Here is a 14009-nt window from a genome sequence, read left to right as displayed (position 1 = left end):
GTCTGCCGGCCCCGATCCAGGGGCACACTCCGGGACGGGGTTGGCTACCCGTGACCGGGTGGCTACCTGCACGGTCATGGTGTGCTCCGGCGTCAGGCAGGAGCGTCCTCCGGTGTCAGATACGAGCAGAAGACGTCGTCCGGGTCGTACCGCGCTTTGAGGGTTCCCAGGCGCTGCCAGTCGTCCGGGGTGAAGGACCGACGGGCGCGGGACGAGGCGGCGGTGAGGTCGGTCTCGGCGATGTAGTGCCCCGTGCCCAGGGATTCGACCGCGTGCATGGCTTGGCGCAGCCAGTCGATGTTGGCGGCGTCCTGCTGGGGATCGTCCCAGACGGCGTAGGGGACGACGTAGCTCTCCCCGAGCACGGAGAAGGCCATGTCCTGGGACGGAGGGGCGGCCGGCGTGACCGGAGCGAGGACCAGCGATCTGCTCGACGGGGCCGCGTCGACGGCGTCGGCGAGCTGCCCGAGCAGCGTGGGGAAGTCGGCGTCCGACCACAGGGTGTCCGCCGCATAGCGGTGATCCGGAGGCCACAGGGCGGCCGAGCCCTCGTACAGGGTCCTGAACGTCATCGGCGCGTCCAGTTGCCGGGCGAGGGAGCGCTCGGCGAGAGGGCAGGAACGGAGTGGTCCGAGGAACGCGTCGGCTTCCTCCCGTGTGGAGGCGAAGGCGGTCCCGGTCACGGTCACCACTTTGCGTCCCGGCGTCGTGCCGGGGTCCGCCGTGCCGAGGGAGAAACTCAGCTCGACGTTCGGGGAGAGCCCCGAGGCCGCCCCGGTCGCCCAGTCCATCACCTCGGCGACGTCCGCGAGGGAAAAGGTCCACGTGGTTCTCGTGATCGCACCGGGTTGCCGATACAGCCTGAGGCGGAAGGCGGTGACCGCGGCGAAGAAGCCGGGGCCCGCCCCCCGCGCCGCCCAGAACAGGTCGGGGTGCTCGCGCTCACTACAGGTGACCGGCTCGCCGTCGGCGGTGACGGCTTCGATCTCGTGGACGTCGGCGCATGCCGGACCGCGGACGCCGGAATTCCAGCCGAGCCCTCCGCTCAGCAGGTATCCGCCGACGGCGACGGACCCGCAGTGGCCCGCGGGAAAGGCCAGCCCGTGACGGCCGAGCTCCGAGGTGAGCTCCTGGCCTGTGGTGCCCGGCTGTACCGTCGCCGTCGCGGAGGCGGGGTCGACGGTGCACGTGCGGAGCCCGGACAGGTCGATGAGCATGCCGCCGTCGCGCAGCGGTGACACGCACCAGCTGTGTCCCCCCGACCGCATGGCGACGCGGAGTCCCTGGGACCGGGCCAGGCGGACGGCTTCCACGACCTCATGGGCCGACGCCGGGCGAACGATGACGTCCGGGAAGCGCGCAGGTACGAGCTCGTTCCACAGCACGGACCTGCGGACGTCTTCGTAATCGGCGTCGTCCCGCCGTACCGCGATTGCCCCGAGACCGCGCATCTGCGTGTGCCGGCTCATCACCTGTACTCCTCGCCTCGGCACCCCCTGCTCGCCTCACGCCCGCACGACCGAGAAGTTGCGGAGACTACGGTCGTGGAAGACGCTGAAGAGGCGTTATTCCGTGCCGATTCAGGTCGGTGCTGATTTCAGGTCAGTGATAATTTCAGGGCAGTTGGGGAATTCAAGCGCATTCCAGCGTACCTCGCAGTCCGTGCCGAGACGACTCGTGGCCGGCAGAGATTGCCACTGGCACCATGAAATCCCTTGGCATGAGGAAATTCGGCGAATCAAATTGAGGTCAGTCAGGTGGTGAGGCCGAACAGGGCGACGAGTGCCGCGTAGCAGACCGCGACCACGGCCGCGCCCGCCATGTCGACGCGGCGCGAACGCGGCCGGTCCGGTGCCAGCCAGAAGGCCAGGGCGCGGTTGACGACCAGCGGCATCATGAACCAGGTCAGAATCGCGACGCTCAGCACATTGCTGATGAAGAGGCCCAGGTACCCCGGAACGCCCGCATCCGTGAGGGCACGGCCCGCGGTGAGGTTGAGCACCATGACGGTCGGATAGAGCGCGAGGAGCACGGACATGGCCTGCTTCCAGTTGGGCGGGACACCCGCCTGCTCCCCTTCGCCGAAACGGAACCATCCGCTGAAGGCCGACGCGATCTCGCGCACGTCGTAGCCGGCGAAGTAGTCGCGCCCCTCGGTCAGCAGTTTCTCGCGGACGTCCGACTCCAGCCACTGGTCGAGGTGTTCGCGGGTGTCGAACCGGAAGACGACGACCCAGCGGTCCTGGATCCCCTCCACCGGGGCGAAGAGTTCGGACCCCATGAACCCCGGGTACCTCTCCTGGGCTTTCAGGATCTTGTCCTGCCAGCCCACGAAGTCCCGTTCCCGGCCCGGCTTCACATCATGGGAGATGACCGCCGTGACGGCTTCCTGGGGTCGTTGCCCGCCGCGCAGAACCTCCTGGGAGGGCTCTTCCTCGAACAGTTCGCGACCCTCATGGAGAAGTTGCCGGCGCGTTCCCGACCGGAGCCAGGCGGTCAACCGGTCGACGTCCGAGAAGCGGAAGACCACGACCCACTGGTTGTCCTCGGGGGAGTCGGGTGGGTACAACTCCGTTCCCTCGAAGCCTTCGAAGTCGCGTACGGCCCGATTCACCTGTTCCTGCCAGCGCTGGTAGTCCTCCTCGCAACCGGGGACGACCTTTTGGGAGGTCACGACGGTCGCTCCGGCTCCGCCGCTATCGCGGTTTGCGCTGGCGTTCATATTGAGTAGCCTAATCCCAAAGGAACTTATCGGACAAACCAGGAGGAAATCGTAATAGATGGTGGGGTGGAACGGAGGTCGACATGGGTCACAAGGAGTTCCTGAAAGAAGCGGTGCGGCTGGCCACGGAGTCGGTGGAGCACGGCTGGGGCGGCCCGTTCGGCGCCGTGCTCACCCGGGACGGCGAGGTCGTCGCCCGGGGACAGAATCGTGTGCTTCTCACCGGCGACCCGACCGCGCACGCCGAAATGGAGACCATCCGCAAGGCGGTGCAGCGTCTCAACCCCGAGGCCCCCACCATCTCGGAGGAGCACCAGAACGAGAGCACCCTCGCATACGTGCCGCGTCCCGAAGGGTCTCCCGACCCGGTCCCCGAGCGGGCCCGGATGCTCCAGGGCTGTTCGATCTACATCAGCGGCGCGCCGTGCCCGATGTGCATGAGCGCCATTTACTGGTCGCGCATCGACAACGTCTACTTCAGCTGCGACCTGGATGCCACGCGGGAGATCGGCTTCGACGACGTCTACCAGTACGAGGACTTCAAGAAGCCGTTGGACCAACGGCGGATCCACATCGAGCAGATGCATCCGGAGCTGGGTGAGAAGGCGTACGCGGCCTGGACGGAAAAGCCGGACCGGCACGCCTACTGAGGATTTCCCATGATGAGGGGCGGGCCCCGCGCCCGTCCCGCGTTGTCAGCGGTGGCCCCTAGGCTCGGGAGCGATGACACAGGTGTGGAGATGCACGGGGCTGCGGTGGGGTGAGGGCGTGCCCGTGCTGGGGTGGGAAGGGGGGCGGCGCAGTGGTCTGGAGCGGGGGAAGCGGGTCGCCTTCGCGGTCGTGGCGGGGAGCGCGCGGACGTGCGTGGGCGCGCGTGGACACGGGTGCCCGATGCGGGCCGAGGTACCGGGGCGCAGTACGAGCGCGCGGTGCGAGGAATGCGCGCGGCTCGACCGGGCGCATTCCGTCGCCGCCGATACCGTCGCCGACGATCCGCGGCCGTATCGCGTGTATCTCGCCTGGTTCGGGCCCGGCATGGTCAAGGTCGGGATCACCGCGGTCGAGCGCGGTCCGGCGCGGCTGCTGGAGCAGGGGGCCGTCTCCTTCAGCTGGCTTGGGCGCGGGCCGCTGATGGCGGCGCGGCGGGCGGAGGAGCTGCTGCGGGCCGCGCTGCGGGTGCCGGACCGCATTGCGTACGCCGGCAAGCGGGCGGTGCGGGCCGTGCTGCCGCCGGCCGGGGAGCGGACCGCCGAGCTGGCGGAGCTGCACGCGCGCGCGGTGGCCCTCGACGGCTGGCCGGAGTCGCTGGAGCGGGCGCCGTTCCGGGCCGTCGACCACAGCGGGGTGTTCGGGCTCGACGGACTGCCACGCGTGGACGGTGTGGTGAGCGAGCTGATCGCCGGCGGTGCGGTGAGCGGGGATGTGCTGGCTGCCGCCGGGCCCGATCTGCATCTGGCCACCGGGCGCGGGGTCGTCGTACTGGACACGCGGCTGATGACGGGGTGGGAGCTGGCGGTTGCCGAGCGGGACGAAGTGACCGTACCGGTACGGGAGTGGGGGGACACAGGGGTGCAGGACGGGCTGTTCTGACGCCGTCCGCCGTCCGCCGTCCGCCGTCCGCCGTCCGCCGTCCGCCGTCCGCCGTCCGCCGTCCGCCGTCCGCCGTCCGCCGTCCGCCGTCCGCCGTCCGCCGTCCGCCGTCCGCCGTCCGCCGTCCGCCGTATCCGCCGTCCGCCGTATCCGCCGTCCGCCGTATCCGCCGTCCGTGCGCGACCTCGCCGTGGGGCGCGAGGGTCAAGAGTCGGATCCCTTTCGGACCCCGTTCGGCATGAGGGGTGGACTGGGGCGGCGCCTCGGCCGATCGTGGACGACATGAGCGATCACCGCATTGCACCTGTCGCCGCCCATGAACCCCCCTACTACGCCGTCGTCTTCACCTCGGTACGGACCGAGGGGGACAACGGATACGGAGAGACCTCCGACCGGATGGAGGAGCTGGTCAAGGAGGTCCCGGGCTACCTCGGGATGGACCACGCCCGGACCCCGGGCGGGCTCTCGATCACCGTCGGGTACTTCCGGGACCTGGCCGCCATCGAGGAGTGGCGGGGCAACCTGGATCACCGTGCGGCCCAGAAGCACGGACGCGCGCACTGGTACGAGTCGTACACGCTGCATGTCGCCAAGGTCGAGCGCAGCCACACCTTCGAGCGGGCGCAGGACTGACTGAACCGGGGTAGCGCCGTTCCCTGTGCGGCTCTGATGTGCCGTCACTCCCAGTCGGTGCACAGCCTGTTCATGGGGGACGGCCGCTCCTCCGGGTCTCGTCCACGCCCGGCGGCGACGCCATGGGCGCCGTGAACCAGGCGATTTCTCGATCTTCCCAGGTGTTCCCTGAGAGGCGCCTGTGAGTTTCTCAGGGAAATCACAGATTGGTGAAAGGGCGCTCTTAGAGGACCCCGACAAGGTGTCCACCATGACCACGACCTCGCCCCAGGGGCGCACCGAACTGCTGAGGCCGGACGGGAGCCCCGTCCGAGTGCTGGTGGTGGACGACGAGCTGTCTATCACCGAGCTGCTCTCCATGGCCCTCCGTTACGAAGGCTGGCAGATCCGCAGTGCGGGTGATGGACAGGGCGCGATCCAGACCGCGCGCGAGTTCCGCCCCGACGCCGTCGTCCTGGACATGATGCTCCCGGACATGGACGGCCTGACCGTTCTGGGGCGGCTGCGGCGCGAGCTGCCGGACGTGCCGGTCCTCTTCCTGACCGCCAAGGACGCCGTGGAGGACCGGATCGCGGGGCTGACCGCCGGTGGCGACGACTACGTCACCAAGCCGTTCAGCCTCGAAGAGGTCGTGGCCCGGCTGCGCGGGCTGATCCGCCGCTCGGGTGCCGCCGACCGCCGCTCCGACTCGGTGCTCGTCGTCGGTGACCTCACCCTCGACGAGGACAGCCACGAGGTGTCGCGGGCCGGTGAGGGCATCCACCTCACCGCCACCGAGTTCGAACTGCTCCGCTTCCTGATGCGCAACCCCCGGCGCGTGCTCAGCAAGGCGCAGATCCTCGACCGCGTGTGGTCGTACGACTTCGGCGGGCAGGCCAATGTGGTCGAGCTCTACATCTCTTACCTGCGGCGGAAGATAGACGCCGGGCGCGAGCCGATGATCCACACCCGGCGCGGGGCCGGTTATCTGATCAAGCCCGCGGCGTCATGAGCAGCCGACGACAGCCGCGTACGCAGAGGCGAGGACGACAGCCGCGCACGCTGCGGACGCGGCTCGTCGTCTCCGCGGTCACTCTGATCGCCGTGGTGTGTGCCGTGATCGGCACGGTGACGACCATCGCGCTGGGGCAGCATCTGTACCGGCAGCTCGACGACGGCAAGCTCAAGGACAGCGCCATGCGCGTGTCGGGCGGCGGCCCCAGGAATCCGGGCGGCAACACTCCCGACGCGGCGCCGCGCGGTGACGTGGCGGTGAAGGAGACGCCGAGCGTCAAACTGAACAACTTCGTCTCGCGGGGGCCGACGCAGTACAAGACCGTCGCCGCCTACGTGGACGGCAACGGCAAGATCAGCAACGGGGTCTTCGCCAGGAACAAGTCCGAGGACCCCTTCGGCGCGAAGGGCATGGAAGCCGGCACGCTCAACGACGCGCAGAAGGCCGCCCTCGCCTCCGCGTCGAAGACCAGCCCGAGCACCGTGGACATCCCGGGTCTCGGGGAGTACCGGGTTCGGTACCAGGCTGCCGAGGACGGCAATGGCGGGTACTACGTCGCCCTGCCGACCGCGGAGGTCACCAACACCATCGACACCCTCATCCTCGTCGAGGTGAGCGTCACCGCCGCCGGTCTCGTCGCCGCCGGTATCGCCGGTTCCGTGCTCGTCGGGCTCGCCCTGCGGCCGCTGCGCAAGGTCGCCGCGACCGCCACCCGGGTCTCCGAGCTGCCGCTGCACACCGGTGAGGTGACCCTCAACGAACGGGTCCCGGAGTCCGAGACCGATCCGCACACCGAGGTCGGCCAGGTCGGGGCCGCCCTCAACCGCATGCTCGACCATGTCCACGGCGCCCTGCACGCGCGGCAGCAGAGCGAGACGCGCGTACGGCAGTTCGTCGCGGACGCCAGTCACGAGCTGCGCACGCCGCTCGCCTCCATCCGTGGATACGCCGAGCTGACCAGGCGGGGGCGCGAGGAGACCGGGCCCGACACCCGCCACGCCCTGCGGCGCATCGAGTCCGAGGCCGGACGCATGACCCTGCTCGTCGAGGACCTGCTGCTGCTGGCACGGCTGGACGCCGGGCGGCCGCTGCAGTTCGAGGAGACCGACCTCGTCCACCTCGTCGTGGACACGCTCAGCGACGCGCGCGCGGCCGGACCCGATCACAACTGGCGGCTCGAACTGCCCGACGATCCGGCGCTCGTGTCGGCCGACGCGGCACGCCTCCAGCAGGTGCTGGTCAATCTGCTCGCCAACGCCCGGACCCACACCCCACCCGGTACGACCGTCACCGCGCGCGTGGCCAGGCGCGGGCCGTGGATGTGCGTGGACGTCCAGGACGACGGCCAGGGCATTCCGCCGGATCTGCTCCCGCACGTCTTCGAACGGTTCGCGCGCGGCGACTCCGCGCGGTCCCGTTCCACCGGCTCGACCGGACTCGGGCTCGCCATCGTGCAGGCCGTCGCGACCGCGCACGGCGGTGCCGTGACCGTCGACAGCGTGCCGGGGCAGACCGTGTTCACCGTGCATCTGCCCGCGCTCGCCCCGTACGTGCCGACACCCGATCCCGAAACGAACCGGCAACGGCACTCACAGGTACAGCACAGCGCCACCACATGGGTGCAACAGGGCGTTTGACGAGAGTCGTCGGCATGCGAACCGACTCTTCTCCCGGCACCCTGCCGGCGCGGGAGCACCTCCCGGCCGGCGACGCCGGTACGCCTGTCCTGGACGTAGTGATCCCCGTCTACAACGAGGAGAAGGACCTCCAGCCATGTGTGCTCAGACTGCACGAGCACCTCAAGCGCACGTTCCCGTACGCGTTCCGCATCACGATCGCGGACAACGCGTCCACGGACACCACCCCCCGGGTGGCCGCGCGGCTGGAGGAGCGGATCCCCGAGGTGACGTCCTTCCGACTGGAGCAGAAGGGCCGCGGCCGGGCGCTGCGGACCGTCTGGTCCGCCTCGGACGCCCCGATCCTCGCCTACATGGACGTGGACCTGTCCACCGACCTCAACGCGCTGCTGCCCCTGGTGGCACCGCTGATCTCGGGTCACTCCGACCTGGCGATCGGTTCGCGGCTGGCCCGCTCGTCGCGCGTGGTGCGCGGTGCCAAGCGGGAGTTCATCAGCCGCACGTACAACCTGATTCTGCGGGGCTCGCTGCAGGCGCGCTTCTCGGACGCGCAGTGCGGCTTCAAGGCGATCCGGCGTGATGTGGCCCAGGTGCTGCTGCCGCTGGTCGAGGACACGGGCTGGTTCTTCGACACCGAGATGCTGGTCCTCGCCGAGCGCGCGGGCCTGCGGATCCACGAGGTGCCGGTCGACTGGGTCGACGACCCCGACTCCACGGTGCACATCGTGAAGACGGCGACGGACGACCTCAAGGGGGTGTGGCGCGTGGGCAAGGCCCTGGCCACCGGTTCGCTGCCGCTGGACCGGATCGCCCGCCCGTTCGGTGACGACCCGCGCGACCGCGACATCAAGGACGTACCCAAGGGCCTGGCCCGCCAGCTCGTCGGCTTCTGCGTGGTCGGCGGCCTGTCCACCCTCTTCTACCTGGCGCTCTACAGCGTCTTCCGGCAGTTCTCGGGTTCGCAGATCGCCAACGCGCTCGCCCTGTTGGTCTCGGCGATCGCCAACACGGCGGCCAACCGCCGGCTCACCTTCGGGGTGCGCGGCCGGGGCGGCGCCGTCCGGCACCAGGCGCAGGGCCTGGTCGTCTTCGGTATCGGTCTCGCCCTGACCAGCGGTTCCCTCGCCGCCCTGAACGCGGCGGCGAGCAACCCCGCGCACTCCACGGAACTGGCGGTGCTGATCGCCGCCAACCTCGCGGCGACGGTGCTGCGGTTCCTGCTCTTCCGGGCCTGGGTGTTCCCTGACCGGCGCGACGACTCCCTGTCTTTCCTGTCTTCCCCGTCTTTCCCGTCGTCCCCGTCGACCGTCACCGCCCAGGGCCCTTCCTCGCCCACCTACGCGACGGCGGCCACCGGCTACGACCAGCAGTTCCAGCAGTTCCAGCAGTACGAGCGGTACCAGCAGCAGCCGCTGCCGCAGCGCCCCATGGCGCCCCGGGCCGCGTACGACACATCGCAGTTCCGCGCCGGTGATGCCGCGGACAGCACCATCTGGAGGGACGCGACCATGCCGCTGCAGCCGGTGCGTCCGCACGACACCGACCCGAGGGACCCACGATGACCACTGACTACGACCGGACAAGTCATCCGGGGGGTGCGGGGCCCTCGTCCTGGGGGCCGCCCTCGTCCCGGGCGACGGCCGTGCAGGAGCCGGTGGCCGTGCCGGCTCCGGCCCCCGGGGCCGGCGAGCCCCAGCAGCCGTTCGCGCGCAGACTCTGGCGCGGCCGCCCCGAGGACCCCCGCTGGGCGCGCCCCGCGTTCCTCGGCCTGCTGCTCGCCACCGGGCTGCTGTACCTGTACAACCTGAGCGCCTCCGGGTACGCCAACTCCTTCTACTCCGCGGCCGTCCAGGCCGGCAGCAAGTCCTGGAAGGCGTTCTTCTTCGGCTCGCTCGACGCGGCCAACGCGATCACCGTCGACAAGCCCCCGGCCTCGCTGTGGCCGATGGCCCTGTCGGTGCGGATCTTCGGCCTGAACTCGTGGGCGATCCTCGTCCCCGAGGTCATCATGGGCGTCCTCACGGTCGCCGTGGTGTACGCGGCCGTCCGGCGCCGGTTCAGCCCCGCGGCCGGCCTGATCGCGGGCGCCGTGCTCGCGCTCACCCCCGTCGCGGCGCTGATGTTCCGGTTCAACAACCCGGACGCGCTCCTCGCGCTGCTGATGGCGCTCACGGTCTACTTCGTGATCCGGGGCCTGGAGGACGGCCGCACCAAGTGGCTGGTGTGGGCGGGCGTCGCGGTCGGCTTCGCCTTCCTGACGAAGACGCTTCAGGCCTTCCTGATCCTGCCCGCGCTGGCGCTCGTCCACGGCGTCTGCGCGCCCGTGAAGCTGAAGAAGCGGCTCGTGCAGCTGGGCCTCGCGACCGTCGCGCTGGTCGTGTCGGGCGGCTGGTGGGTCGCGATCGTCGAGCTGTGGCCGGCGTCCTCCCGCCCGTACATCGGCGGCTCGCAGAACAACTCCTTCCTGGAGCTGACCTTCGGCTACAACGGCCTCGGCCGCATCAACGGCGACGAGACCGGCAGCGTCGGCGGCGGTGGTGGCGGCAACGGCGGCCAGTGGGGCGAGACCGGCTGGGACCGGATGTTCAACTCCGAGATCGGCTCCCAGATCTCCTGGCTGCTCCCGGCCGCGCTGATCCTGCTCGTGGCGGCCCTGGTGCTCACTCGCAAGGCCGAGCGGGCCGACCTGGTCCGCGGCTCCTTCCTGGCCTGGGGCGGCTCGCTGCTGATCACCGCGCTCGTCTTCAGCTTCATGGCCGGCATCTTCCACCAGTACTACACGGTGGCCCTGGCCCCCTACATCGCCGCCCTGGTCGGCATGGGCGTCACGGTCCTGTGGGAGGAGCGGTCGAAGGTGTGGGCGTCGCTCACCCTCGCGGCCACCGTCACGGCGACCGCGGCCTGGGGGTACGTGCTCCTCAACCGCACGCCGGACTACCTGCCCTGGCTGAAGTGGCTCGTCCTCATCGGCGGTCTGGTCAGCGCCCTCGGCCTGATCTTCGCGGCGCGGATCGGGCGGCAGCTCGCCCTCGCGTCGGTGGGCCTGGGCATCGTGGCCTCGCTGGCGGGCCCGACCGCGTACACCCTGACCACTGTGGACCAGGGGCACACCGGTTCGATCGTCACGGCGGGTCCGGCGGGCGCGAGCATGATGGGCGGCCGCGGCGGTCCCGGCGGTGGCGGCATGCGCGGCGGCTTCGGCGGCGGTATGCCGGGCCAGAACCAGCAGAACGGCAACGGCAACACCCAGGGCCAGAACGGCCAGAACGGCCAGAACGGCCAGCAGGGCTTCCCGGGCGGCGGCAACGGCGGCTTCGGCGGCGGCATGCCCGGCCAGAACGGCAACGGCAACGGCAACGGCAACACCCAGGGCCAGAACGGCCAGAACGGCCGGCAGGGCAACGGCACCGGCCAGAACCAGCAGGGCGGCCCCGGCGGTCAGATGGGCGACGGCGGCATGGGCGGTGGCGGCGGCATCGGCGGTCTGCTCAACGGCGCCGACGTCAGCTCCGAGGCCAAGAAGCTGCTGGAGGCGGACGCGAACAACTACACCTGGGTCGCGGCGGCCATCGGCGCGCAGAACGCGGCGAGCTACCAACTCTCCACCGAGGAGCCGGTGATGGCGATCGGCGGCTTCAACGGCAGCGACCCGTCGCCGACGCTGGACCAGTTCAAGAAGTACGTGGAGGAAGGCAAGATCCACTACTTCATCGCGGGCGGCGGCTTCGGCGGCGGTGGCGGCAACAGCAGCGGCGGATCGAACGTCTCCTCGCAGATCAGCTCGTGGGTCCAGCAGAACTTCAAGAAGGTGACGGTCGGTTCGGCCACCTTCTACGACCTCACGCAGAAGGCGAGCAGCAGCTGACGTTCCACTGAAGAAGGACGGTGGCCCGGGGCACAGAGCCCCGGGCCACCGCTTTTCCGTTCGACCACGGCTGCACCTCGCCCCACGCGCTGCGCACGGCGCCGCTCCCATGCGGCGGAACCGCATGATGTAACACCCCCGCGCCCCTGACGGGGCGCCTAGCATCGTGAGCAGTGGCCGGAGTCCGGAGTGTCTAGGAAGGTGCGCCATGGTGAAGGCAGCCCAGCGGGCGGGGCGTGCGGCGCGGACCAGTGTCTGGCTGGAGGGCAGGACACGCCGGGGCGGTGGATCGCGCGGTGGCGGTCAGCCGTCCGGCCTGGACCGCGACCGGATCACCGAGGCGACCGTACGGCTGCTGGACGCGGAGGGCCTCGCCAAGTTCTCCATGCGCCGTCTGGCCGCCGAGCTGAACGTCACCGCGATGTCGGTCTACTGGTACGTGGACACCAAGGACGACCTGCTGGAGCTGGCGCTGGACGCGGTCCACGGCGAGATGCGGCCGCCGGCCGGCGACTCGGACGAGGACTGGCGCGACCAACTGCGGGCTCTCGCCGCGGAGTACCGGGCGCTGCTGGTACGCCATCCCTGGGTGTCGCCGCTGGCCGGAACGTTCCTCAACATCGGCCCGCATTCCGTCGCCTTCTCGCTCGCCGTGCAGCGGGTGATCCGGCTGACCGGGCTGCCCGCGCACGGCCAGATGGGTGCGATCTCGGCGGTCTTCCAGTTCGTGTACGGCTTCGGCACGATCGAGGGCCACTTCATCGAGCGCTGCGCGGCGGCCGGGATGAGCCAGGACGAGTACTTCCGCCAGGCCATGAGCGCGGTGACGGAGAACCCGGGGCTCAGTGAGATCGTGCACCGGTCCGCGGACCTCATGGAGGCCCGCGGCGGTGACACGGTGGAGGAGATGCGCGACCGGGACTTCACGTTCGCGCTGGAGACGCTGATCGCGGGGATCGAGGCGATGGTGGCCCGGGGCTGAGCGCTCCGCTGGATGTCCGGTGTTCCACCTGCGGGTGCGTCGTGGCTGGTCGCGCCCACGCGGCGGAGCCGCATGCTGTAACAGCCCCGCGCCCCTTTGGGGCGCTGTCGAACCGCACCGGAGTTCGCCGAGCCCGCTTGGCCGGACACCAGCCCCGCTCAGTCGCCGGTCACTCCTGCGGAGCGAGCCTGGCGGGGAAGCCGCCGGTGGCGACCGGCCCCCACCGCTCCGGGGTGACCCGGATGATCGACTTGCCCTGCTTGACCATGGCCTCCCGGTACTCGTCCCAGTCCGGGTGCTCGCCCGCGATATTGCGGTAGTACTCGACGAGCGGTTCGACGGAGTCCGGCGCGTCGATGACCTCGGCCGTGCCGTCGATCTGGACCCACGGCCCGTTCCACTCGTCGCTGAGCACGATCAGGCTGACCCGCTCGTCCCGCTTGGCGTTGCGCGTCTTGGCGCGTTCCGGGTAGGTGGAGACCACGATCCGCCCCGAGTCGTCCACCCCGCAGGTCAGCGGCGATCCCTGGGGGCTCCCGTCGGCGCGTCGCGTCAGCAGGATCGCGCGGTGTCGGGGTCGTACGAAGTCCAGCAGCTCGGCCAGCGTTACGGCGGTGTTCGTCGCGATGTTCGGTGCCATGGACGCAGCCTAGGGGCTGAGGCGCCGGAACAGCGTGACCCTGCTGTGCCTACGTCTGCGGCAGCGACTCCCCTTGGACCGTCTGGATGTCCAGCTCCACCCTCAGCGTGGTCCCGATCGCGGCGATGCCCGCCTGGACCACCTGGTTGTAGTTCATCGCGAAGTCCTCGCGGCGCAGTTCCGTGGTCGCCCGGAAGGCCGCACGGGTGCCGCCCCACGGGTCGGAGCCGGTGCCGAGGTGGGCGAGGTCGAGGGCGACCGGGCGTACGACCCCGCGCATGGTGAGTTCGCCGTGGACCGTCCAGCGGTCCGGACCCGCCGCCGTCAGACCGGTCGAGCGGTAGGTGATCTCCGGGTGGTTCTCGATGTCCAGGAAGTCGGCCGACCGCAGGTGGTCGTCGCGCATACCGTTGCCCGTGTCGATGGACGCGGCGCGGATGACGGCCTCGACGCGGGACTTCTCCACCTCGTCCGGGGCGATCTCGATGCGCCCGGCGAACTCCGTGAACCGGCCGCGCACGCTGGAGATGCCCAGGTGCTGCGCGACCGCGGCCACTGAGGAGTGCGCCGGGTCGATGGTCCAGGGGCCGGGCGGCGGCAGCTCGGTGCCGCCCTGCCGGGCCAGCGTCACGGTGCCGATCTCGGCCCGCCCGCTCGCCGTGACGATCGCGCCGGCGGCGACGGGCGCGTACCCGACCGCCGTCACGATCACGGTGTACGCGCCGGGCGCCAGCGCGGTCTCGTCCCGTACGACCCCGTCCCCGTCGGCCTCGGCGCGCAGCACCTGCGTACCGGTCATGTCGGTCACGGTGACGACCGCGTGCGACACGGCCCATCCGTCGCGCGTACGGATCCGTGCGGTCAGTCCCATCGTGTGGTCTCCCTCTAAATCCTTGAATATCCCCGTAGAAGGCTCAAAAAAATCCGGCCCGTGGGGGCGCGCCTC

Annotated in this window: 12 protein-coding genes; 8 read left to right on the top strand and 4 right to left on the bottom strand. The window is 70.3% G+C overall.

All coding sequences use genetic code 11. The features are described 5' to 3' along the window. Positions 1-92: 92 nt before the first annotated feature. Both Q2K21_RS35120 and Q2K21_RS35115 read right to left on the bottom strand, forming a co-directional pair. Positions 93-1469 (bottom strand): FAD-binding oxidoreductase, encoded by a 1377-nt coding sequence (locus Q2K21_RS35120; RefSeq protein WP_310780257.1) that lies wholly within the window; start codon positions 1467-1469, stop codon positions 93-95. A gap of 284 nt (positions 1470-1753) precedes the next feature. Further along, positions 1754-2722 carry an antibiotic biosynthesis monooxygenase gene (locus Q2K21_RS35115; protein ID WP_310780255.1) on the bottom strand — a complete coding sequence of 323 codons (969 nt, stop codon included), beginning with the start codon at positions 2720-2722 and terminating at the stop codon, positions 1754-1756. Positions 2723-2805: 83 nt separating this feature from the next. Between Q2K21_RS35115 and Q2K21_RS35110 the strand changes: the two genes are divergently transcribed. The 8 genes from Q2K21_RS35110 to Q2K21_RS35075 all read left to right on the top strand — a co-directional run bounded on the left by Q2K21_RS35110 (position 2806) and on the right by Q2K21_RS35075 (position 12423). Next, complete coding sequence (locus tag Q2K21_RS35110; protein WP_310780253.1) at positions 2806-3372, top strand: nucleoside deaminase; 567 nt, start codon at positions 2806-2808, stop codon at positions 3370-3372. A 73-nt stretch (positions 3373-3445) separates the two neighbouring features. Continuing rightward, positions 3446-4312 carry a DUF2797 domain-containing protein gene (locus Q2K21_RS35105; RefSeq protein ID WP_310780250.1) on the top strand — a complete coding sequence of 289 codons (867 nt, stop codon included), beginning with the start codon at positions 3446-3448 and terminating at the stop codon, positions 4310-4312. Positions 4313-4594: 282 nt separating this feature from the next. Continuing rightward, on the top strand, positions 4595-4945 hold the full coding sequence (locus tag Q2K21_RS35100) for an antibiotic biosynthesis monooxygenase family protein (protein WP_310780248.1): 351 nt from the start codon (positions 4595-4597) through the stop codon (positions 4943-4945). A gap of 250 nt (positions 4946-5195) precedes the next feature. Further along, on the top strand, positions 5196-5936 hold the full coding sequence (locus Q2K21_RS35095; RefSeq protein WP_046727718.1) for a response regulator transcription factor: 741 nt from the start codon (positions 5196-5198) through the stop codon (positions 5934-5936). Next, positions 5933-7576, top strand: a complete 1644-nt coding sequence (locus Q2K21_RS35090; protein ID WP_310780246.1) for a sensor histidine kinase — start codon at positions 5933-5935, stop codon at positions 7574-7576. Before Q2K21_RS35095 ends, Q2K21_RS35090 begins: the two co-directional genes overlap by 4 nt. Before the next feature lie 14 nt (positions 7577-7590). Beyond that, on the top strand, positions 7591-9138 hold the full coding sequence (locus Q2K21_RS35085; RefSeq protein ID WP_310780244.1) for a bifunctional glycosyltransferase family 2/GtrA family protein: 1548 nt from the start codon (positions 7591-7593) through the stop codon (positions 9136-9138). Then, on the top strand, positions 9135-11441 hold the full coding sequence (locus tag Q2K21_RS35080; RefSeq protein ID WP_310780242.1) for a glycosyltransferase family 39 protein: 2307 nt from the start codon (positions 9135-9137) through the stop codon (positions 11439-11441). The genes Q2K21_RS35085 and Q2K21_RS35080 overlap by 4 nt, the downstream gene beginning before the upstream one ends. A 208-nt stretch (positions 11442-11649) precedes the next feature. Beyond that, a complete protein-coding gene (locus Q2K21_RS35075; protein ID WP_310780240.1) occupies positions 11650-12423 on the top strand; it encodes a TetR/AcrR family transcriptional regulator in 774 nt (257 codons plus the stop codon). A gap of 169 nt (positions 12424-12592) precedes the next feature. Here the strand turns inward: Q2K21_RS35075 and Q2K21_RS35070 are convergent, their stop codons facing one another. Both Q2K21_RS35070 and Q2K21_RS35065 read right to left on the bottom strand, forming a co-directional pair. Next, a complete protein-coding gene (locus Q2K21_RS35070) occupies positions 12593-13063 on the bottom strand; it encodes a PPOX class F420-dependent oxidoreductase (protein ID WP_310780238.1) in 471 nt (156 codons plus the stop codon). A 49-nt stretch (positions 13064-13112) separates the two neighbouring features. Further along, a complete protein-coding gene (locus Q2K21_RS35065) occupies positions 13113-13934 on the bottom strand; it encodes a YceI family protein (RefSeq protein ID WP_310780236.1) in 822 nt (273 codons plus the stop codon). Positions 13935-14009: the final 75 nt, after the last annotated feature.

Source organism: Streptomyces sp. CGMCC 4.7035, assembly GCF_031583065.1.
Taxonomy (GTDB): domain Bacteria; phylum Actinomycetota; class Actinomycetes; order Streptomycetales; family Streptomycetaceae; genus Streptomyces; species Streptomyces yaanensis.
Note: the sequence above shows the minus strand (reverse complement) of the source record. Positions and strands in the feature narration are given on the sequence as shown.